The organism is Candidatus Pelagibacter sp. HIMB1542, from assembly GCF_052047835.1.
Taxonomy (GTDB): Bacteria; Pseudomonadota; Alphaproteobacteria; order Pelagibacterales; family Pelagibacteraceae; genus Pelagibacter.
Genome location: NZ_JBNAJB010000001.1, coordinates 135196 through 156921 on the forward strand (window position 1 = coordinate 135196; position 21726 = coordinate 156921).

The 21726-nt window shown below is 31.7% G+C and carries 21 protein-coding genes; 9 read left to right on the top strand and 12 right to left on the bottom strand.

Translation table 11 applies throughout. The features are described 5' to 3' along the window. Positions 1-34 precede the first annotated feature (34 nt). From ACTTBI_RS00735 to ACTTBI_RS00770, 8 genes are all read right to left on the bottom strand, one after another. Complete coding sequence (locus ACTTBI_RS00735) at positions 35-1516, bottom strand: aldehyde dehydrogenase (protein WP_440652197.1); 1482 nt, start codon at positions 1514-1516, stop codon at positions 35-37. Next, positions 1509-2291 (bottom strand): alpha/beta fold hydrolase, encoded by a 783-nt coding sequence (locus tag ACTTBI_RS00740; RefSeq protein WP_440652198.1) that lies wholly within the window; start codon positions 2289-2291, stop codon positions 1509-1511. The genes ACTTBI_RS00735 and ACTTBI_RS00740 overlap by 8 nt, the downstream gene beginning before the upstream one ends. 6 nt (positions 2292-2297) lie before the next feature. Next, complete coding sequence (locus ACTTBI_RS00745) at positions 2298-2885, bottom strand: amino acid synthesis family protein (protein WP_440652199.1); 588 nt, start codon at positions 2883-2885, stop codon at positions 2298-2300. Beyond that, positions 2882-4585 carry a thiamine pyrophosphate-binding protein gene (locus ACTTBI_RS00750; RefSeq protein WP_440652200.1) on the bottom strand — a complete coding sequence of 568 codons (1704 nt, stop codon included), beginning with the start codon at positions 4583-4585 and terminating at the stop codon, positions 2882-2884. Before ACTTBI_RS00750 ends, ACTTBI_RS00745 begins: the two co-directional genes overlap by 4 nt. Then, positions 4582-5751 carry an LLM class flavin-dependent oxidoreductase gene (locus ACTTBI_RS00755; protein ID WP_440652201.1) on the bottom strand — a complete coding sequence of 390 codons (1170 nt, stop codon included), beginning with the start codon at positions 5749-5751 and terminating at the stop codon, positions 4582-4584. The genes ACTTBI_RS00750 and ACTTBI_RS00755 overlap by 4 nt, the downstream gene beginning before the upstream one ends. 292 nt (positions 5752-6043) lie before the next feature. Continuing rightward, positions 6044-7012, bottom strand: a complete 969-nt coding sequence (locus ACTTBI_RS00760; RefSeq protein ID WP_440652202.1) for a 2OG-Fe(II) oxygenase family protein — start codon at positions 7010-7012, stop codon at positions 6044-6046. Further along, positions 7009-7962, bottom strand: coding sequence for a DMT family transporter (locus ACTTBI_RS00765; protein ID WP_440652203.1), 954 nt, complete (start codon positions 7960-7962; stop codon positions 7009-7011). The genes ACTTBI_RS00760 and ACTTBI_RS00765 overlap by 4 nt, the downstream gene beginning before the upstream one ends. Positions 7963-8002: 40 nt before the next feature. Then, positions 8003-8470, bottom strand: a complete 468-nt coding sequence (locus tag ACTTBI_RS00770) for a thioesterase family protein (RefSeq protein ID WP_440652204.1) — start codon at positions 8468-8470, stop codon at positions 8003-8005. Between the two features lie 43 nt (positions 8471-8513). On the opposite strand from ACTTBI_RS00770, the gene ACTTBI_RS00775 reads away from it, so the two are divergent. Continuing rightward, positions 8514-8912, top strand: coding sequence for a GFA family protein (locus ACTTBI_RS00775; RefSeq protein ID WP_440652205.1), 399 nt, complete (start codon positions 8514-8516; stop codon positions 8910-8912). Between the two features lie 7 nt (positions 8913-8919). On the opposite strand, the gene ACTTBI_RS00780 is transcribed toward ACTTBI_RS00775, so the two are convergent. Then, the gene (locus tag ACTTBI_RS00780) at positions 8920-9945 is read right to left on the bottom strand and encodes a quaternary amine ABC transporter ATP-binding protein (protein WP_440652206.1); all 1026 of its coding nucleotides are present in this window, start codon (positions 9943-9945) and stop codon (positions 8920-8922) included. 119 nt (positions 9946-10064) lie between these two features. Between ACTTBI_RS00780 and ACTTBI_RS00785 the strand changes: the two genes are divergently transcribed. Next, positions 10065-10796, top strand: a complete 732-nt coding sequence (locus tag ACTTBI_RS00785; protein WP_440652207.1) for a class II aldolase/adducin family protein — start codon at positions 10065-10067, stop codon at positions 10794-10796. Next, positions 10796-11935 carry a TauD/TfdA family dioxygenase gene (locus ACTTBI_RS00790; RefSeq protein ID WP_440652208.1) on the top strand — a complete coding sequence of 380 codons (1140 nt, stop codon included), beginning with the start codon at positions 10796-10798 and terminating at the stop codon, positions 11933-11935. Before ACTTBI_RS00785 ends, ACTTBI_RS00790 begins: the two co-directional genes overlap by 1 nt. On the opposite strand, the gene ACTTBI_RS00795 is transcribed toward ACTTBI_RS00790, so the two are convergent. From ACTTBI_RS00795 to ACTTBI_RS00805, 3 genes are read right to left on the bottom strand one after another with little or no spacing between them, the layout of a single operon-like run. Continuing rightward, the gene (locus tag ACTTBI_RS00795; RefSeq protein WP_440652209.1) at positions 11932-13362 is read right to left on the bottom strand and encodes an aldehyde dehydrogenase family protein; all 1431 of its coding nucleotides are present in this window, start codon (positions 13360-13362) and stop codon (positions 11932-11934) included. The two genes, ACTTBI_RS00790 and ACTTBI_RS00795, sit on opposite strands and share 4 nt — an antisense overlap. A 21-nt stretch (positions 13363-13383) precedes the next feature. After that, positions 13384-14325 (bottom strand): NAD(P)-dependent oxidoreductase, encoded by a 942-nt coding sequence (locus ACTTBI_RS00800; protein ID WP_440652210.1) that lies wholly within the window; start codon positions 14323-14325, stop codon positions 13384-13386. After that, complete coding sequence (locus tag ACTTBI_RS00805) at positions 14325-15194, bottom strand: DMT family transporter (protein ID WP_440618128.1); 870 nt, start codon at positions 15192-15194, stop codon at positions 14325-14327. The genes ACTTBI_RS00800 and ACTTBI_RS00805 overlap by 1 nt, the downstream gene beginning before the upstream one ends. A gap of 59 nt (positions 15195-15253) precedes the next feature. Here ACTTBI_RS00805 and ACTTBI_RS00810 point away from each other — a divergent pair, with 59 nt between their 5' ends. From ACTTBI_RS00810 to ACTTBI_RS00835, 6 genes are all read left to right on the top strand, one after another. Next, the gene (locus ACTTBI_RS00810) at positions 15254-16000 is read left to right on the top strand and encodes a maleate cis-trans isomerase family protein (RefSeq protein WP_440652211.1); all 747 of its coding nucleotides are present in this window, start codon (positions 15254-15256) and stop codon (positions 15998-16000) included. Further along, complete coding sequence (locus tag ACTTBI_RS00815; RefSeq protein WP_440652212.1) at positions 16000-17169, top strand: M24 family metallopeptidase; 1170 nt, start codon at positions 16000-16002, stop codon at positions 17167-17169. The genes ACTTBI_RS00810 and ACTTBI_RS00815 overlap by 1 nt, the downstream gene beginning before the upstream one ends. A 45-nt stretch (positions 17170-17214) precedes the next feature. Beyond that, the gene (locus ACTTBI_RS00820) at positions 17215-18300 is read left to right on the top strand and encodes an ABC transporter ATP-binding protein (protein ID WP_440618131.1); all 1086 of its coding nucleotides are present in this window, start codon (positions 17215-17217) and stop codon (positions 18298-18300) included. Positions 18301-18416: 116 nt separating this feature from the next. Then, positions 18417-19535: an extracellular solute-binding protein gene (locus tag ACTTBI_RS00825; protein WP_440652213.1), complete on the top strand. Its 1119-nt coding sequence runs from the start codon at positions 18417-18419 to the stop codon at positions 19533-19535. A gap of 69 nt (positions 19536-19604) precedes the next feature. Next, on the top strand, positions 19605-20867 hold the full coding sequence (locus tag ACTTBI_RS00830; RefSeq protein ID WP_440652214.1) for an ABC transporter permease: 1263 nt from the start codon (positions 19605-19607) through the stop codon (positions 20865-20867). Between the two features lie 2 nt (positions 20868-20869). Next, a complete protein-coding gene (locus ACTTBI_RS00835) occupies positions 20870-21724 on the top strand; it encodes an ABC transporter permease (protein WP_262590369.1) in 855 nt (284 codons plus the stop codon). The last annotated feature ends 2 nt before the right edge of the window (positions 21725-21726 follow it).

Consider the following 21726-nt stretch of genomic DNA (forward strand, 5'->3'; position numbering starts at 1 on the left):
ATATTCAATGACAAAATTGGCTTATTTTAAAGTATTATCTAATAGAGAATGGGTCTAAAGATGGTTCATCCGATGTGTAGAACCAAGTTGTTTTTACTCTTGTGTAATCTTTAATTGAGTCAATTCCTGCCTCTTTACCGTATCCACTATCCTTGATACCTCCAAATGGAGCCGACGGGGAAATTAATCTGTAAGTATTAACAAATGTTATTCCAGCTCTAATTGCTTTTGATACTCTCATACCTCTAGATAAATTGCTGGTATATACTCCAGAAGATAATCCATATTGATTGTCATTCATTTTTGAGATAACCTCTTCTTCAGTATCAAATTTCATTACTGATAAAACAGGTCCAAATAATTCATTTTCTGCAACAGGTAAATTATGATTATCACATTCAATTATAGTTGGTGGAAAGTAATAACCTTTATTTGAAAAAGAATGTCTCTCACCACCACATTTAATTTTTCCACCTTGATCAATAGTTTCTTTAATATTTTTTTCTATTGTTTCTAATTGTTTAAAATTACTCAATGGGCCCATTTCAGTTTCAGGATCCATAGGTGCTCCTATTTTGATTTTAGAAGCTCTTTCAGAAAGTTTGTTTAAAAATTCGTCATAGATACCTTTTTGAATATAAAGTCTTGAACCAGCTATACAACTTTGACCACTTGCTCCAAAAATTCCTGCTGTAATTCCATTAATTGCATTTTCTTGCTCGGCATCATCAAAAACAGCCACTGGACTTTTTCCTCCAAGTTCTAAACTCACTTCAGAAAGATTTTCTGCTGAATTTTTAACTATATGTCTTGCGGTTTCTGGTCCACCTGTGAAAGCAATTTTTTCAACTAAATCATGAGTTGTTAAAGTTTTTCCACATGGATCTCCAAATCCAGTTATGATATTTACTACTCCTTTGGGTATCCCAGTTTTTTCAATTAATTTGGCAAATTCAAATAATACCGCAGGCGCTAGTTCTGATGATTTAATTACAACAGTATTTCCCATTGCAAGTGCTGGAGCTAATTTAGTAGCAGTTAAAAACATTTGAGAGTTCCAAGGGATAATGGCTGCCACCACACCTATCGGTATTCTAGTGGTTATTGCTTGAATATTTGGTTTATCAATTGGCAAAACTGTACCTTCAACTTTATCAGCTAAACCTGCGTAGTAATCATAGTATTCTGCAATATAGATTGCTTGTTTTTTTGTTTCTCTAAACAATTTTCCTGTATCTATTGTTTCTATTTCCCCAAGCATTTCTGCATTTTCTCTTAACTGGTCCCCAATAGCTCTTAAAAATTTTGCTCTTTCCTTTGGAAGTAATTTAGGCCATTCACCTTCAAAAGCTTTTTGCGCAGCTTTAACCGCTTTATCAGTGTCTTTAGCACTTGCTTCTGGAACAATTGCCCAAGGTTCATTATTTTCAGGGTTTAAAGTTTCAAATGTTTTATTGTTTTCAGCATCGACCCACTGTCCATCAATATACATTTGATATTTTTTAATTTTACTCATTTTCTTTGATAAAATTGTTTAGAGATGAATTTACATCATCGGCACACTCAATACCACAAAGATGTTTTCCATCCTTGATTATTTTTAATTTGCTTTTTGGTATTAAAGCATTCAATTCTTGAGACATTTTAACTGTAGAGCCAATGTCATATTCTCCAGTCATAACTAAAGTGTGATTTTGAATTTTATTAAAATCCTCATCATTTTGATGTTTTACAAACAGCTCATAAACTTTCAGAAAATGATCCATATTATTAGCTGCTAAAATAGAGCTAATTTTATCATAAATACTTGGATGGTTTTCAATATACTTGTCTGTAAACCATCTTTTAAGAGCTTGTCTTGACAATTTAAGATCTTTCTTTGCTTGTTCAAATCTTTGATTTACAATTTTTTGTTGCTCTTCGGTCCTTTTATATATTGAGCATAAAAGAGTTAGTGATTGTAAATGTGAACTGTGATTGATAGCAAAATTTCTCGCAATCAAAGAACCTATTGAAAAACCAACCAAATGAATTTTTTTTATATTAAGGTGGTTAATTAAATCAATTAATTGATCAGAAAAGTCATCAAATGAAATTATTTCCTTATCTAAAGATGATTTTCCATGACCAAGAATATCATATGCAAGAGTACTATAATCATTAAAAAAATCTAATTGAGGTTTCCAAATCTCGTGGGTTAAACCTACACCATGAACAAATACAATTGGAATTTCTTGGTCTTTTTTTATGTATGAGTAAAAAGTTCCAGAAGCAGTAGTTCCAGTGGTCATCAAGATTTATTTGGGTTCAATTCCCATTTCTTTCATATCTTGATATCGATCACCTGTTCTAGCGTGCGCCCTTCCACTAGATGCTCCACCTATCGCAATTACCACTTCATCGTTAAATGGTGCATCATGTATAGTAAAGTCATGTGTTAGATAATAAGGTCTTAACCCAGAGTCAGTTTTATGCATCATGGGAATAGAAATTTTTGATCCTGCTGGTCCTCTTGTATTTGTAAAACTTAAATAAGATGTGCCTCCCACAGCGTCTCTAAATTTATTTCCAAATCTCAAAGTGTGAATAAAAGCAGATGCATGCTCTATTTCTCCATCCAGTCCAACTACTCCTGCTTTACCATATGCTAGTATTTTTTCTGGAGATCCTATTTCTTTTATTAATTCTGGAACAAGTAAATCACCTAACTTAGGAGCCAGATCTAAAATAGTTGGTCTTAAGTCCTCAACAAATCCTTGACCATGCCATGGATTTTTAAAAACTGCAGCAACAGACACTAATAATACAGGCTCTTTTGCTTCCTTGCCTCCTTCAATAAAAGTTTTGTCTACAAATTTTGTAAATTTTCTTAGTTCTAATTTCATTTTTTAATTCTATGTTGAAAACTATCTCTTCTAAAACTGTATAATGCTTTCGGATCTACATCAACATCAATCACAGAAGGTTTATTGCTTTTAATTGCTGCTCTAACTGCTTCATTTATTTCAGAAACTTTTTTAACTTTAAATCCTTTTGCCCCATATAATTCGGCAACTTTATCAAAAGATGGACTTGTTATATCAGCACCTAAATATCTTTTACCAAAAAAATCTTTTTGATAAGCTTTTTCGGCTCCCCAACTTTGGTTATTCATCACTATAGTTGTTGTATTTATTCCATATTCAACAGCTGTGCTTAATTCAGAAATAGTCATTCCAAAACCACCATCGCCCATCAAACTTACAACTGTTTTTTTGGGTTTTGCAACTTTAACTCCAAGTCCACAAGCGAAAGAGAAACCAACTAGGCCAAAATCTAAAGGTGTAAATAGAGAAGGGGGATCATAGTATTCTAAAGCATCTGTTGCTTGTAAGCACAAGGTTCCTGCATCTAAAGTGATCGCTGAATTTTTAGGTAAAACTTTTCTTAGTTGTTTAAACAAACCTTTTGGTTGGATTGGAAAATTTTTTCCTAAATTTTCATTTTCTCTATTATTTAAAAATTCATTTCTTTCTTTAAAATACAATTCAGTCCATTTTTTTGCATCTAATTTGATTTTTGCTTTTTTAATTTCTTTATATAATTGAACAGTTGCTGTTGCAGCATCTGCATGAATTCCTATTGATACTGGAAAATACTTTCCAATCATTTTTTTTTCTAATTCAATTTGAATTATTTTTGCTTTTTTATTTATATTTTCATAAGAGTAAAATGTTGAATTAAATCCTAGTCGAGTACCGATAGCCAAAATAACATCTGCTTCTTTGACTAATCTTGATGCAACAGGATTGCCTCTTGGTCCCATTTGCCCTGCATTTAATTTATGATTAAATGGTATGGCATCTCCATGACCTGCGGCTGTAACAATTGGAACATTAAGCAATTCTGCCAATTTAATAACTTCTCTATATTTTGAGTTATATTTAATTCCAGCCCCAACAATTATTGTTGGATTTTTTGATTTCAGTAGCAATTTAGTTGCTTTATTTATTCTCTCTTTATTTCCTTTAAGATTACTTTCACTTGAGAACGAAGGTTTATTTAAATTAATATTGTAAGTATTTTTTTCCACCAATATGTTTCTTGGAAGATTGATACAAACAGGTCCTCTTCTTGGTTTCATTGATAAATCAAATGCATCGCCAATTACTTTAGGAATAATCTTAGAATTTTTTACAGTCCAAGTCTTTTTTGTAATTGGAGCAAACAAGGATTGTTGATCTAGGCCTTGAAAAGCATCTTCCATTTTATCTTTTGTTGAGTAAGAACCTGCAATCGCAACTACAGGGGAGAAAGCGGCTTTTGCTTGCGCTACTCCAGTTACTAAATTTGTTGCACCTGGTCCATTTTGGCCTGCAATAATTACACCATGCTTATTAGATGCTCTTGCATATCCATCAGCCATATGTGTGCCTGTTCTTTCGTCTCTAACTCCAATAAATTTTATACTTTTTTCATGATAAAGAGCATCAAACATTTCCATTGTTGCAGAACCAATTAAACCAAAAACATGTTTAGTTTTTTCTCTCTTAAGAGCTTTAACGGCAGCTTGACCACCGCTTATTTTTTTTTTGGAATTGATCACGAAACTTTTTTAACTTCAGTACCTAAATCATCTTGAAAATGAGGCATAACTTTTTCTGTAAAAAGTTTAATACTTTTCATACAATCTTTATGTTTCACTCCAGGGAAGTTTGACCAAACTTGTAAGTTTTGTAAATTTAATTCAGATTTTAATTCATGAATTTTATCAATCACATATTCAGGCGTTCCAAATAACATATTTCTTTTGTGTAAAAATTCATAATTTAATAAATCCAGCTTACCTTTGGTTTCTGGAAGTTCTTCATCTGGATCCATATGATTGCCTAGACCACGCCAATGACAAACCCAACGCATATAATTTACCATGTGTTCACCAGCTTTTTCTTTAGCTTCTTCCATTGTATCAGCTACAAACATATCTCTAACTAGAGATACACCTTCACCTAAAGGAATATTTTTTTTGGTTACCTCAGATCTTTTATTTTTATAAGCTTCAAATTTTGCCTTTAGAGCTTTTACTGTTGGTATCCACATTATAATATTAATATTGTTCTCAGCTGCCCACTCAATTGATCTAATTCCATCAACTACTTGATGAATAGGAGGATAAGGTTTCTGAAAAGGTTGTGGTAAAACACTAATTTTTTTCATCGTGTTATCTTCCATATTCATAAATTCTTCACTTGGTGGACTCATATCATGTTGCCAAACATAATTTGGAGAAGGATATGTATAAAACTCACCTTGATGACTAAAAAACTTTTCACTCCATGCTTTTTTTAGCACTTCAAGTGTTTCAGCAAACAATCTGAAGTTTTTTGCCTGGTCTTTAAGATCAGCTTCTTTGTTTAAATTGATTGCTTCTCTACCGTAAATTCCTCTAGCAACACCTACTTCAACTCTTCCTTTTGAAAGTTGATCTAGCGTAGCAATATCCTCTGCCAATCTTATAGGATTGTGAAATGTAATTACATTTGCAGCTTGTCCTATTCTAATATTTTTTGTTCTTGCAGCTGCATCTACCCCCATCATTATTGGGTTAGTGCATGACTCCATTCCTTCATGATTAAAGTGGTGTTCAGTAAACCAAATAGAGTTCCAATTATTTTGATCGCAATATTCTGTGATTTCTTTAGTTTCGTCTAATAATTGATGATATGGTTTGTGTGTCCAGTTAGTGGTATTGCAAAAATAACCAAATTTCATAAAGCCTCCTTTAAAAGTTAATTTAAAGACGACCGATCCCACTTTCGTAAATCTTTGATTTTAACGACGAGTTATGTATCGCTTTATTTTTGTTTAAAACCCTATATTATTTTTAATCAATTGAGAAGACTTATTCGTTGAAGTGAGTTTGACGAATTTTTTTGAGTTTTTTCTCAAAAATAACATCAAAATAACATTCCTTATCCTTGTCTCAATGTCTCAATGTCTCAAGCTGTTTTTGAACCAGACAAAAATAATAATTAAATAAGTATAAAAAACGACTTAAATTATTTTAACGCTGGTATTCGATAAATTTTTTTAAAGATTGATGTAAAAATTTTTCATAAATCTGACCTGTGTTAGAATATTTTTTTGAATTAAGGAAAGATTTATTCATTTTAAAGTCATAAGAGGGCTCAAAGAAGAATGGAACGGAAAGTCTCTTGCTTTTATTCCATAGTACTCTGTGATTTGTAGCTTTAAATTTACCTTTACTTAAAAACTCTAAAGCTCTTCCTGTATTTACTACCAAAGCTTTTTTATTAAATGGTACATCATACCATTTTTTCGTTTTTCTATTCTGTACTTGAAGACCACCTTTTTTATCTTGATATAGAACTGTAAATATTCCACTATCTACATGCGTTTCACATCCAAGTGCAACTCCATCTTGTTTTGATATCTCCACTGGCCTTGTTTGATTTGGATAATAATTAAATCTTAAAGTACTTAAAGTTTTTAACCTTGAAAAAGCTTTGTTTGAAATATTTGGATCAAGTTTATTTAATTTAATTACACTTTTAAACAAAGTTTCACTTAAATTGTAAATATTTTCAAAATATTTATTCAAGGCCTCAATAGAAGTTTTGTTAAAACATTTATTTAGATCTAAATATTCAATATATTGGTTTCTGGTTTTTGAAGAATATTTCTTGGTAATTTTTAAATCTCCTATATCTAAACCTTCTTTTCCATTTACATCATTTGGAAAATAACCTCTGTAAAGATTGTTATTTTTTTTATTCCATTTTTTTGGTGATAATTTTCTTTTTTTACTGTCTGATAAATTGAAAAATTTGTTTCCTATTTCACATATTTTTTTAATTTCTTTCAAATCAAGCTCATGTCCTATCACTTGGAAAAAACCAACATTTACACAAGCTTTTTCAATTTCTTTAATTGTCTTTAATGCAGATTGAGTTTCAAAATTATTTTTAATTAGTGAAGAGACATTAATTGTTGGAATATAATTTTTGGTCATCTTCTAACAGGTGTTTCTGTAGCAATGTATTGCTCTCTGACTTTCTCTCTTAAATATATGTATATTCCAGCTGCTATTATACACGCAACACCTAGAAATGTTCTTCCAGATGGAATCTCGTTAAATAGGAAATACCCTGGTATCATCGACATTATAATTAGAGAGTATTCAAATAAAGAAACAACAGATGGAGATGCAACTATATATGCAGAAAATATACAAAGAAAAGCAATTGATGCTGCTACACCAAAAAATAATATAAATTTCCATGTGTAATCAAAGTTAGAAAACCATTCTCTAAAAATAAATTGAGTTGTAGGATCAAAATTAGAATTGTTAAACTGACCATTGCCCATAAACAGATAAATAACTCCACATAATATGAGTGCAATTAAATAAAAGTAAAACAACTGAGTGTTTACGTCATCTTTGTCTGAGGTATATTTTGTTATTGTCATAGAGGCTGCATAAAAAAATGCACATCCAACTGGAAGTAGACTTTTGTATTCAAAATCTGAAAAATTTGGATCTAAAACTATAAACACACCAATAAAACCAAATACAATTGCAGACCATCTTCTAATTCCAATAAATTCCTTTAAAAAAAATTTAGCAAAGATTGATACAAAAAAAGGGCAGGAGAAAAAAAGTGCATTAGCTGTTGCTAATGGCATGTAAGTTAGAGAAATAAAAAATGCAGAAAAAGCTAAAAAATGTAAAATTACTCTTACCAAAGTTAATATTGGATAATGCGTTTTTAAACTAACCTTTTGCTTTTTAAATTTGATGTAGCAAAACAGTAAAATTGCAGCAACAAAGTATCGGCCAAAAAAAATTTCATATAATGCTGCTTTTTCAAATATAAATTTGATTAATGAGTCCTGCATTGCAAATAAAGTCATTGCAATAATAATAAGAACAATTCCTTTAGAGTTATTATTGGTACTCATTTCGCACCTATACCAAAATAAGATAATGAATTATATTTATTTATTTCTTCAGTTTTGAAGAGAACAAAAGATTTTCACTTGAAAATTCAGCTTCATTTTCCTTTATAAAAGCATCCATCAACTTTAACTTTTCTTCCTCGAATTCTGTTACCTTTCTTTTGCTGAGATCAATATATAGAGATATCCATTCCATTGATGCCGAGATTTTTTTTGTCTCTTTTGCAATCATTTCCATTTTTAAGTGTAATCTTTTTTTATCATGGTCAAAATAAGTAAGGTTTATATCAACAGTTTCACCTTCTTTGACCTCATTAAGATATTTAGTGTTTGTCTCGACAACCATAGTGCTTCTATTAAGATTTTTTGCTGCACTTGCTCCCATTTTAAACTTTTCAAGTGCTACTTCCCATGCTTCATCAAATATCAAAACATAATAGGCCATGTTCATATGATTATTATAATCAACCCAGTTATTTGTGATCGTGAAACTTTTAAGAAAAACTGACATTTAATTTTTTAATTTAATATTAATATCATATAATAAAGTTTTTATGAAAAAAGTATTAACAGCTAGTTGTTTATGCAAAGGTGTAAAATTTAAAACACTTAATAAACTTAGAAGTGTATCAAATTGCCATTGTATTCAATGTAGAAAAACTCATGGTGTATTTGGCGCTTATACAAACATTAAAGACAAAGAAATTAAATTTTTAAACAAAACTACTTTAAAGTGGTTTAAGTCATCTAAAAATTCCAAGAGAGGTTTTTGTAATAAATGCGGAGCAAGTATATTTTTTAAGGTTGATAAATCTGACAATGTTTCGATTTCTGCAGGAATGTTTGATGGTAAAACAAAACTAAAAACTTTTAGAAATATATTTGTAGGTTCAAAGTCAGATTTTTATCAAATCAATGACAAACTTCCAAAATATAAAAGATTTGCTAAATAAAATTATTTTAAGATTTAGTTAAAGAAGACTGTAATTCTTGATTAGTAATATAGCCCTTAATATTACCATTCTTATCAACTACTTCACAATTTGAATCTGAACAAACTATTTGAGGTAAAAATTCCTCAATAAATTGATCTTCATTCACTTTAACAACGTTTGATTTATCTATATTTTCAGATTCATTTAAATTTTTCATAATTATTTTTGCTTTGATTACCTTTGCTCTATTAACATCTTTAACAAAAGCTTTTACATAATCATCTGCAGGGTGCATTATAATTTCTTCTGGAGTTCCGACTTGTACCAATTTTCCTGAATTTAAAATTCCAATATGGTCACCTAGTCTCAATGATTCATCAAGATCATGAGTAATAAATACAATTGTTTTTTTTAATTCTGATTGAAGATCAATAAGTTGTTTTTGCATATCACTTCTTATTAGTGGATCTAGAGCGCTAAAAGCTTCATCCATTAACATTATGTCTGTATCTGTTGCTAATGCTCTTGCTAAACCAACACGCTGCTGCATTCCACCAGATAATTGATTTGGATATTGGTTTTCAAATCCATTTAATCCAACAGCATCAATTTTTTCCATTGAGATTTTATTTCTCTCATCTTCTGCTTTGCCTTGCATTTCCAAACCATATCCAACATTTTGCAAAACTGTTTTATGTGGGAATAAACCAAATCTTTGGAAGACCATACTCATTTTGTGTCTTCTAAACTCAATTAGCTTTTCTTTATCTAGCGACATCACATTTGTGCCCTCAACCAAAATTTCACCATCAGTTGGATCTATAAGTCTATTTAAATGTCTAATTAATGTAGATTTTCCTGAGCCTGAAAGACCCATGCAAACAAACGTTTCACCTTCTTCAATTTTAAGAGAAACATTATCTAATCCAACTGTATGCCCAGTTTTTTCTAATATTTCGTCTTTAGTTGAACCTTCCTTCACCATTGGAAGTACTGATTTTGGATTATTACCGAAGATTTTATAAACGTTGTTGATTTCGATTTTTGACATCAATTAAGTTCTAACAGTTCATGGCGCACAATGTAAAACAATTTCTATACAACTTTTAATTGATTTTCCAAATTCGATTTTGTTTGATTTTGTTAGTCATTTAAATAATCATTTAATTTATGAGCAAATCAGATCATGATGTTCGATGCGAACTATCAGCACTTTATAGAATTTTACACATGTATGGGATGACTGATTTAGCTAATCAATGTGCTGGAGCTAGATCAGCTGAAGATAAAGATTGTTCTTTTGTTCATCCTTATGGAATGTTTTATGAAGAGATTACAGCATCATCTTTAGTAAAGATTGATAAAGATGGAAGAAAAATAAATTCAGATGGACCATGGTTAAATGATGGTTGTATCAATCTTGCACAATGGATTTTTAATTCACGTTCTGATGTTAACTTTTATGTCCACGGTCACGCAAATGATGTTATGGCAGTTGGAGGAACTAAAGAAGGTTTAATGTGCCTTTCACAAGCAGCAGTCTATTTAAATCATTTAATTGGATATATCGATTACGAATTTGTTGAGGATAAAGATTTTGGAAAAAAATTTGAAAATCTTATAGGCAAGCACGATATTTTAATTACAAGAAATCATGGGTACTACACGGTAGGTAAAACTGCTGCAGAAGCTTTTTTCAGAGCTTATTATTTAGAACAAGCATGTACTGTTCAAGTTAAAAATTTATCAATGGGATTAAGTAAACATGAAATAGACAAACAAAAAGCTGCTTATTTTTGGGACAATATGAGTAGTTCAGATGATTATAATTATGATGGAAAAACAGAGTGGGCTGCATTATTAAGAAAATTAGATCGTGAAAATTCAAATTATAAAAGTTGATGGAACAAAATTATAAAATTGAAAATATAACTAAAAATTCCACTAATTTAGAAGTAGATTGGAGTGATGGAAAAAAAAGTAAGTTTAATTATTTATGGCTAAGAGATAATTGTCCTACAGCACATGACAAAGACTCTCGTCACAGAATGTTTAATATTCTTAAAGTATCTCAAGATATAAATCCTAAAAAATTTTCTTTGAACGATGATGGTAAACTCAAAATTGAGTGGAGTGAGGGAGATCATATTAGTTATTATGATCAAAAGTGGCTGAGAGATAATTGTTATACAATTAAAAACAATTTAGAATACATATCACCCTACAAGCTTTGGGATAATTCTCTCCAGGATCACTTAAAAACTGTAGAGATTGATCATGATGAGATTATTAATTCAGATGAAGGATTGATAAAATGGTTGGAACTTTTGCATCATACTGGAATTGCAATTGTAAAAAATGCACCGACAGATGAGAACTCTGGGTTTAAAGTTTTAAATAGAATTAGTCATACTAGAGAAACTTTTTTTAAAACTCCATTTGAGGTAATCAATATTCCAAAACCAAATAATTCTGCTTACACAGCTCATGCTCTTAGAAATCATATGGATTTACCTTGGTTTGAAACACCTCCAGGTTATCAATTTCTTCACTGTTTGGTTAATTCTGCAAATGGTGGAGACTCTTCAGCTGTAGATGGATTTGCAGTTGCAGATTATTTAAGAAAAAATGAAAAGGAAATTTTTGATACATTAGTTAATGTTCACCTTAAATTTAGAGACATGGATTATACCCAAGAATCGGTAAGAAGTTATTATGCGCCAGCAATTTCTTTAACTAAAGATAATGATTATCATGACATTAGATTTAGTGTTGCAACTATGGATGCTCTAGATTGCCATCCTGATTTAATGGATAAAGTTTACAAAGCTCATCATCGATTTGGAAATTTATTACACGATGATAAATTTCAAATTAAATTTAGATTAGGGCCAGGAGATATATTTACTTTCAACAATAGAAGGTTGCTTCATGGGAGAACTGAATTTGATCCGAACTCAGGACATAGGCATCTTCAGGGTTATTATATGGATAGAGATGAGATTATTGGAAGATTGAAATATTTGAGAGATTTAAATTAATTCCACCCAGTTACATTTTTTACTTCTAAAAATTCTTCCAATCCCCAAACTCCTCCTTCTCTCCCATTTCCAGATTGTCTGTAACCACCAAAAGGAGTTCCAACATCAGCTGCGTTACCGTTTATGTAGACACATCCTGATCTTAATTTTTTTGCAACTCTATGTGCTTTTTCTTTATCATCAGTTTGAAGATAATTTCCTAAACCATAAGAAGTATCGTTTACAATTTTCACTGCTTCATCTTCAGTATCAAACGGAATAATTGATAAAACAGGCCCAAAGATTTCTTCCTTTGCAATTCTCATCTCATTAGTAACATCTGTGAAAATAGTCGGTTTGATAAAATATCCTTTATTTAAACCATTTGGCAATTCTGGCCCTCCTGCAGCTAAAGTTGCTCCCTCAGAAATTCCACTTTCAATAAGATTTATAATTTTATCGTACTGAACTTTTGAAATTACAGGGCCAATGTGATCTCCTTTTTTAGTTGCTTGATCTACTTTAATTTTGTTTGCTTCATCAACCGCTTCTTTTACTGCTCTTTCATAAATAGATTTTTCAACCAACATTCTTGTAGGCGCATCACAAGATTGTCCTGAATTGCTCATTACATTTCTGATGCCATCTCTCACTGCATCTTTGTAACTGTCAGCAAAAACAATATTTCCACCTTTGCCACCTAGCTCAAGACAAACTCTTTTAATTGTATCAGCGGCATTTTTAGAAATTAATTTACCAGCTCTTGTTGAACCAGTAAAAGAAACCATATCAATATCTGGATGACTTGAAATGTCTGTTCCAACCCCAGCTCCATCACCATTTACTAAATTAAAAACTCCTTTAGGAAAACCAGCTTCATGGATCATTTCAGCAAACAACATTCCCGATATAGGAGCAATTTCTGAGGGTTTTAAAATCATTGTACAACCAGTTGCAAATGCCGGAGCAACTTTAAGAGCAATTTGATTTATTGGCCAATTCCAAGGAGTTATTAATCCACAAACTCCAATTGGTTCATAACAGATATGGTTATTTGATTTTTCATCAAAATGTTCTTCAAAGTTAAAATTTTTAAGTCTTAGTATAAAATCTTCTAAATGATCTCTACCTGACGCAGTTTGAACATCAGTCGACCAATCCATTGGAGCACCCATTTCTAATGAAATAGCTTCTGCCATTTCATTAAATCTTTTTTTATAAATAGTTAATAATTTTTCCAATAATTTAATTCGTTCCTCTTTTGAGGTTTCTTTCCAAGTTTCAAATGCTGTTTTTGCAGCTTTTACAGCTCTATTTGTATCTTCAGTGGATCCTAGAGAAATTATTGCGCAAGGATCTTCATTACATGGATTGATAACATCAAAGTCATTTTTTTTAATTGGATCTACCCATTCACCATCAATATAAAATTTTCTTTTATCTAACATGATTTTATTTTAGCATACTATTTAGATTTCATATCCTTTTTCCTCAGGCTCGTTATCAACTAATTCCTCTGGAAAACCTTTAGCTCTAAAATCAATATTGTTTAAATCTTCCATTCTTTTTACAATCATAGAAGACCACGCTCTAGACCCATATTTTTTTTGTCCATCTTTAAAAATTTCAACAACTTTTGGAGATATCTCCAGCGGAGCATTTAATTTTTTGGCCAGATCATCAAATAAACCTGTATCTTTTAAAACTAAATCCATTGTAAAATTTATATTATAAGAACCATTCAAGATTACCTGACTTTCTGTTTCATGAACAAATGAATTTCCTGATGATGCAGCTATTCCTTTGAATGTTTTTTCAAGATCTAGATTAGATTTTTTAGCAACTGTCCAAGCTTCTCCCAAAGCAACCAGATGTACTGAGGCTAAATAATTTGTAATTACTTTAAGAGTACTTGCTGTGCCCAATTCACCAGTATGTAAAACTTTTCTTCCCATGACTATTAAGACAGGTAAAATTTTTTCAAATGCTTTTCTCTCACCACCTACAAAAATTGCAATATTTCCTGTTGCAGCTCTATGACAACCACCACTTACAGGACCATCTAAAGGTATAGCGTTTTTTGCAATTACTTTTTCTCCAATTCTCTTAACCTCAGCTTCATCAGTAGTACTCATTTCAAGCCAGATTTTATTTTCAGAAAGACCCTGAAGCACTCCATCTTCAGCTTCCATAACTTCTGCGCTTACTTTTAGTGATGGTAAAGAAGTAATTATAAGATCAACTTGTTCTGCAAGTTCTTTCCCAGAGTTTGCAACTTTTGCACCAGAACTTTTAAATTGATCTGTTAAATTTTGATCTACATCTCTTACTGTTAAGTCAAATCCATTTCTTAATAAACTTCCTGCAAGTTTAGCACCTACATTTCCTAGACCAATAAAACCTATCTTCATTATTTTACCTCTTCTTTTTTATTTTTTGTAAAAACTATTAATATGACACCAATAATTATTATTACTCCACCAATGAACAATTCTTTTGTCGGTTCTTCTCCTAAAAGAAAAATTGCAGCTAATAATCCTGTTGGAGGAATTCCCATAGTTACAATTGGTAGAACTTTATAAATTGGATTATTTTTTATGACATAATAAAAGCAACCATATGTAACTGGCTGCATTATAAAACCAATGTAGATTGCAATTATCCAATGATTAATTTCTGCGTTAGCAAAATATTCAATAGTATTTCCATCAATGATTGCTGATAATAGAATTAAAATTGGACCAGAAAATAATGCCATCCAAGCAACCAATGCTAAAGGATTAATTTCTTTACTCAAAGGTTTCACCATTACTTGTCCAAGAGCCCAAATAGCAGAGCCTAGTATGGTCAATCCAATACCAATAATTTTTCCATCTAAATTTGGTGATCCAGTTAAAACGTAAACACCAATAAACGCTATACCAATACCAATTAGTGCTCTAACTGTTGGTTTCTCTTTAAGCATAAAGTAAGCAAAAATAACTCCAAACGGCACTTCCATTTGTACCAACAAAACTGCTGAAGATGCATCAATCAAGTCTAAACCAGAGTAAGTAATACTGTACTGCAAAGTATTAGCTATTAAAGATGCTATGAATATTTTTAATAAATATCCTCTTGGTATTGGAAACCACCAGACTAAAATTGATGCTGCAAATATAAATCTTAAACCCATTAATAAAATTGGTGGAAAAGACTCGAATGCTGGTTTTGCAATGACAAAACCAAAGCCTAAAAAAATTGGAACCAGCGATGCGATGAAGGTATCTTTTAAATTCATTTCGTTAATTTAATATTAATGATTATTAAAGAACTTCTGATATATTCATCTTTTAAAATATGAATTCAACAAAAATAGATCCAAAATATATTAGTAAATCAAATCCAAGAGTTGGTTTAATAGCTCTTGCAAGTGATTTTATGATTGAGAGAGATTTCATTAATGTCATAAAAGACAGAGAAATTGATTTTTTTGTTAATCGTATCGAGTGTTACAATCCATTAACTCGAGAAAATCTGATTAAAATGTCTAATAAAGTAACTGAGGTTGCAAAAGATATTTTACCAGATCAAGATATTGATTGTGTTGTTTATGGCTGCACTTCTGGTGCCATTGCAGCCGGATATAATTCTATTGAACAAAAAGTAAAAGCAGCAAAACCAATGGCTGATGTAACAACGCCTAGCACTGCAGCAATTAAAGCTTTAAAAAAATTAAATATAAAAAAAATTTCTTTGTTCACACCTTATAGTAAAAAACTAAATGACGAGGTTTTAGATTATTTTATAACTGAGGGATTTGAAATTACCTCTAATTCTTACTTTGATATCGAGGCTGATTATGACATTGGTAAAGTAGATCAAGATTATTTATATGAAGTATTATCTAAAATTGATTTAAATGGGGCAGAGGCTTTGTTTGTTTCGTGTACAGCATTACCTGTGTTACCAATTATTGATAAACTTGAAAAAAAATTGAACACAGTAGTTTTATCTAGTAATCAAGCATTAATTTGGGATACACTTGTAAAAATAAATAAAAATAATTCTGTTGAGGGATTTGGAAAATTATTTGAGGTAAACTAATGTCATTTACCAAAGAAGAATATAAACAAAGATTAAAAAAAGTTCAAAAAATGATGCAAGAAAAAGGCATCGAACTTTTAATTTCTCATGACACAAATAATTTATATTATTTAACTGGTTATGATGCATGGTCATTCTATTATGCTCAATGTGCAATCGTTCATGTAAATGCGGATGAGCCACTGTGCTTTGTAAGAGCTCAAGATGCAGGTGGGGCTTATATAAAAACTTATTTAAAAGATGAAAATATTTTAGTGTATGATGAAGAGTACATTCATACTTGGCCAAAACATCCTTACGATAGATTAGTTGAAATAATTAAAGAGAGAAAATGGGACAATCTATCAATCGGATTAGAGATGGACGCTCACTATTTTACAGCCTTTTGTTATGAAAAAATAAAACAAGGTTTGCCAAATGCTAAAATCAAAGACAGTGATCGATTGGTGAATTGGGCAAGATTCACAAAATCTGACGCAGAAATAAATTACATGAAGTCTGCAGCAAAAATTTCAGAACAAGGAATGAAAACTGCAATGGAAGTTATTAAACCTGGTGTAAGGCAGTGTGATGCGGTTGGTGAAATTCAAAAAACACTTTTTTATGGAACAGAGGAATTTGGTGGTGAATATTCAAGTATTGCAACCCTACTTCCAACAGGAAAAGGTACTTCTGCTTCACATTTAACTGCTACTCAAGATAAATTTGTTGAGGGAGAGGCAACAATTATTGAACTTTCTGGAGTTTATAAAAGGTATCATGCGCCAATGGCGAGAACAGTTTTACTTGGAAAACCCAATCAATTAAAAATTGATACGATGAATAAAACTATTGAAGCCTTAAACTCTGGTATTAATGCAATTAAAGCAGGAAATACTGTAGATGACGTTGCTCAAGCTTTTTGGAAAATACTTGATAAATACGGTATCGAAAAAAGATCAAGAACTGGTTATTCAATAGGAATTGGTTACCCTCCTGATTGGGGAGAGCATACTCTTAATATATATAAAGGTGATATGACAGTTCTTGAGCCTAATGTTTGTTTTCATATGATTGCCGTGATGCAATTTGGTGACTGGGGTGTTGAAGCATCTGAGGCTATTAGGGTTACAGAAAACGGTTCAGAGTTATTTTGTAATTTTCCAAAAGATCTTCATATCAAGAGTTAATTTACTATTGAAATCTACTTTCACAAATGTTTAATAATCAAATTTATGTCTAAAAATCCAGAATTCGTAAAATTTGATAAAGTAGATAAAAGTTATGACGGTAAAGTACTCGTCGTTAAAGATCTTCAATTAGATATTGCTGAAGGTGAATTTATAACGATGCTTGGACCATCTGGTTCAGGTAAAACAACTTGCCTAATGATGTTAGCTGGATTTGAAACCCCAACAAATGGAGAAATTTTATTAGACGGAAATATTATTTCAAACATTCCACCTCACAAAAGAGGAATTGGAATGGTTTTCCAAAATTATGCACTGTTTCCACACATGACAGTTTATGAAAATTTAGCCTTTCCTTTAAGAGTAAGAAAAGTTGAAAAAGATGAAATTGATAAAAAAGTAGACAAGGCTTTGTCGATGGTTTCTTTAAATGGATTTGAGTCTAGAATGCCAGCACAACTTTCTGGAGGACAACAACAAAGGGTTGCTGTTGCAAGAGCGCTTGTTTTTGATCCTGCTGTTGTTTTAATGGATGAACCACTTGGTGCATTAGATAAAAATTTAAGAGAGAGCATGCAGTATGAAATTAAACATATTCATGAAAGCATTGGTGTAACAGTTGTTTATGTAACTCATGATCAAAGTGAGGCTCTTACTATGTCAAACAGAATAGCTGTATTTAACGACGGAAAAGTTCAGCAGTTATCTGATCCGGCAGAATTATATGAAAAACCAGTAAACTCTTTTGTTGCAGAATTTATTGGTGAAAATAATACATTTAATGGTGAGGTCTCTGATATAGATAAAGATAAATGTAAAGTTAAATTAGGTAATGCAGAAATATTAGCTAACCCTATTTCGGTAAAATCAAAAGGTGAAAAAACTACAGTATCTTTAAGACCAGAAAGAGCATTGATAAATCCAACTGATAAAATGGATAATATGTTCACTGGAAAAATTGAGGAAGTAATTTACCATGGTGACCACACAAGAGTTAGATTAGACTTACTTGGTAGTTCTGAGTTCATTTTAAAAGTACCAAACAGCACCTCCAACCTTGAGCTAAAAGTAAAAGAGGATATCAACATTGGTTGGAACAGTGTTGATGCTAGAGCTTTAGATCCTAAATAATTTTAATTAAATATCCAAAATAATATTAGCTAAAATGAGCTGTTGACTTCACTTGCTCATTTTGGTGTACTTTCATTATATAAATTAATTTATATTAACGTTTAAACGGAGGAATAATGAAAAAATTAAGTAAATTATTACTTGCTCTTTCTTTTGCTCTTTCAATAACTTCATCAGCATTTGCAGTTACTGTTGCATCTTGGGGTGGAGCTTATACAGAATCTCAAAAGTTAGGGTATGGTGATCCAACTGCTAAGGCACTAGGAGTAGAAATCAACTGGGTTGATTACTCTGGTGGTTTATCAGAAATAAAAGCACAAAAAGAAGCAGGTGCTATTACTTGGGATATCATAGACTTATTTGCATTCGATACAATTAACGGATGTGATGAAGGTTTATTTGTTAAATTTGATTTTGACAAAGACTTCCCAGCTGCACCAGATGGAACTCCTGCAAGTGAAGACTTCTTCACTGAAATGCCTAGTGAATGTGCTGTAGGAAACATCTTATATTCTTGGAACTATGCTTATGATACAAGAGCTTTTAGTAATCAGACGCCAAAAACTATTAAAGATTTCTTTAATACTAAAAAGTTTCCTGGAAAAAGAGCAATCTATACTAGTGCTTTGACTAATTTAGAAATTGCGTTAGCTGCGGATGGCGTGAAGTTAGGTGACGGCGGAACTAGAGTTTACAGAAAACTTTTAGAAGACGGTGGAATCGACAGAGCGTTAGCTAAAATTGAAAAACTATGTACAGATCCAAATGGTGGATGTGTATTCTGGTCTGCAGGTGCTCAACCACCTGAATTATTAGTTGCTGGCGAAGTTGTTATGGCAACTGGTTGGAACGGAAGATTCTTCAATGCTGAAGTTGGTGAAGGTGCTCCAATTAAACAAGTATGGGATGGTCAAGGTCTTGACTACGAATACTTTGCTTTAGTTAAGGGTGGTCCAGATGAAGCGAATGCTAAAAAAGCTTTAGCTATGATGACTAACACAGAAATGTTAGCTGGAAGCGCGAAGTACATTGCATACGCTCCATGGAGAAAATCTTCTCTTGATGTAATCACTGCTGGTGAGCCATGGTACAAAGATGGCAAAACAGAAATGATGCCTCAAATGCCAACTGCTCCTGCTAACACTAAAAACTATTTCTTAGTAGACCCATTCTTCTGGGCTGACTATGGAACGGAGATTGGTGAGAAGTGGGAAGCTTTCAAAGCAGGCCTATAATTTCAGTTTTAATCACTGAATTTATATAATATATTTAGGGCGGTTATTAATTAACCGCCCTATTTTTTTATGAGCTCTGAAGCAAAACAAATTTTAACAACTGACGGAATACCATTAGAAGTCAGTTTGAAGAAAGCCGAACGGAAGAATAAGGTTAAAGCCTTTCTTCTAGTTGCTCCTTTATTATTATTTTTAGTCATCACTTATATATTTCCAATTGGAGAAATGTTTACGAGAAGTATTGATGACAAGATGATTACAAATATGCTTCCTAAAACATTTAAGGAAATGGAAAATTGGGATGGACAAGAACTACCTCCTGAAGAAGTTTTTTCTGCTTTTTATTATGATTACAAAGCTCTTGTTGAAAAACAAGAACATGGAAAACTTGGTCAAAGATTAAATAAAGAAAAAAATGGTTTTAATTCAACAACCAAAAGATTGTTTAGAAATATTAAAAGAAAAAAGATAGATGAAAGCGCTAGTTTCAAAGAACAGATGATGAAGGTTCATAAAAATTGGGGAAAAGTCGAGTACTGGCAAGCTATAAAAAGAACAGCGCCACCATATACATTAGCTAAATATCTAAAAGGTATGGATATGTATTATGCTGCTGATGGAAGCATCGCTCAAGTAGATGAAGATAGACGAATTCATAGAATTTTGTGGCTAAGAACGCTTGAAATTGCTTTTTTCGTAACTCTATTTTGCTTTGCAATGGGTTATCCTATTGCTCATTTATTAGCTACATTGCCAATGAAGTACTCAAATCTATTAATGATTTGTGTTCTTCTCCCATTTTGGACTTCATTATTGGTCAGAACTGCAAGTTGGATGATTTTATTACAGCAACAAGGAGTCGTTAATGATTTCTTTGTCATGATAGGATTAGTTGCAGACGATAACAGGCCTGAAATGATGTATAATAAAGTAGGTACTTATGTGGCGATGACACAGATATTATTGCCATTTATGGTTCTTCCACTTTACAGTGTTATGAAAACAATCTCTCCTAGTTTAATGAGAGCTGGAAAATCTTTAGGAGGAACACCTTTTGTTGCTTTTTGGAAAGTTTATTTCCCATTAACTATTCCAGGTATAGGAGCAGGATGTTTATTAGTATTTATATTGGCAATTGGATATTACATTACTCCAGCATTAGTAGGAGGCGCCTCTGGAACTTTGATAAGTAACCAGATTGCATACCATATGAAAACAACTTTAGACTGGAGCTTTGCATCTGCAATGGGATTGATGTTGTTAACTGGAGTTTTAGTTGTGTATTGGATTTATAACAAATTAGTTGGAGTTGATAATATTAAATTAGGATAAAGATGGCATTACCAAGTTATACAGAAACTCGTTATAGAATTTGGCATTATGTTTATTTAGCTATTTGTGCTTTTGTATTTTTCTTTTTAGTTGCACCTTTATTCGTAATATTTCCATTATCTTTTAATGCTGAAGAATTTTTAGTTTTTTCTGAAGGAATGAAAAATCTTGATCCTGATGCCTTTTCTCTAAGATGGTACAAGGATATGGTTTATGGAACCAAAAACCCATGGGGACTAGCTGCAAAAAATAGTTTTATAATTGCAATATTTGCAACGATAGGATCGATAATACTTGGGACATTGGCTGCGTTAGGTTTAAGCAGTAGGCACATGCCTTACAAGGGAATTATAATGGCTACTTTAATTTCACCAATGATTGTTCCGTTAATTATATCAGGTGTTGCAATATTCTTTTTCATGGCCAAAGTTGGTTTAGCAGCAACACATACTGGAATAGTTTTTGCTCATATAATCCTAGGAACTCCATTTGTTGTAATTACTGTAACAGCAACATTATCAGGATTTGATCATAGTGTAACAAGAGCGGCATCTAGCCTAGGAAGCAACCCCGTAAACACTTTTATGAAAATTACTCTTCCTTTAATATTACCAGGTGTAATTTCAGGAGGTCTATTTGCATTCGTGACTTCATTTGACGAGGTAGTTGTTGTTTTATTTCTTGCTGGTTTAGAAAATACTACAATTCCAGTGCAGATGTGGACTGGTTTGAGAGAACAGCTTAGTCCAACAATTTTAGCTGTTGCAACATGTTTAATTATTCTTTCAACTTTAATATTAATTAGTGCAGAACTATTAAGAAGAAGATCTGAAAGATTAAGAGGAATTAATAGATAAAA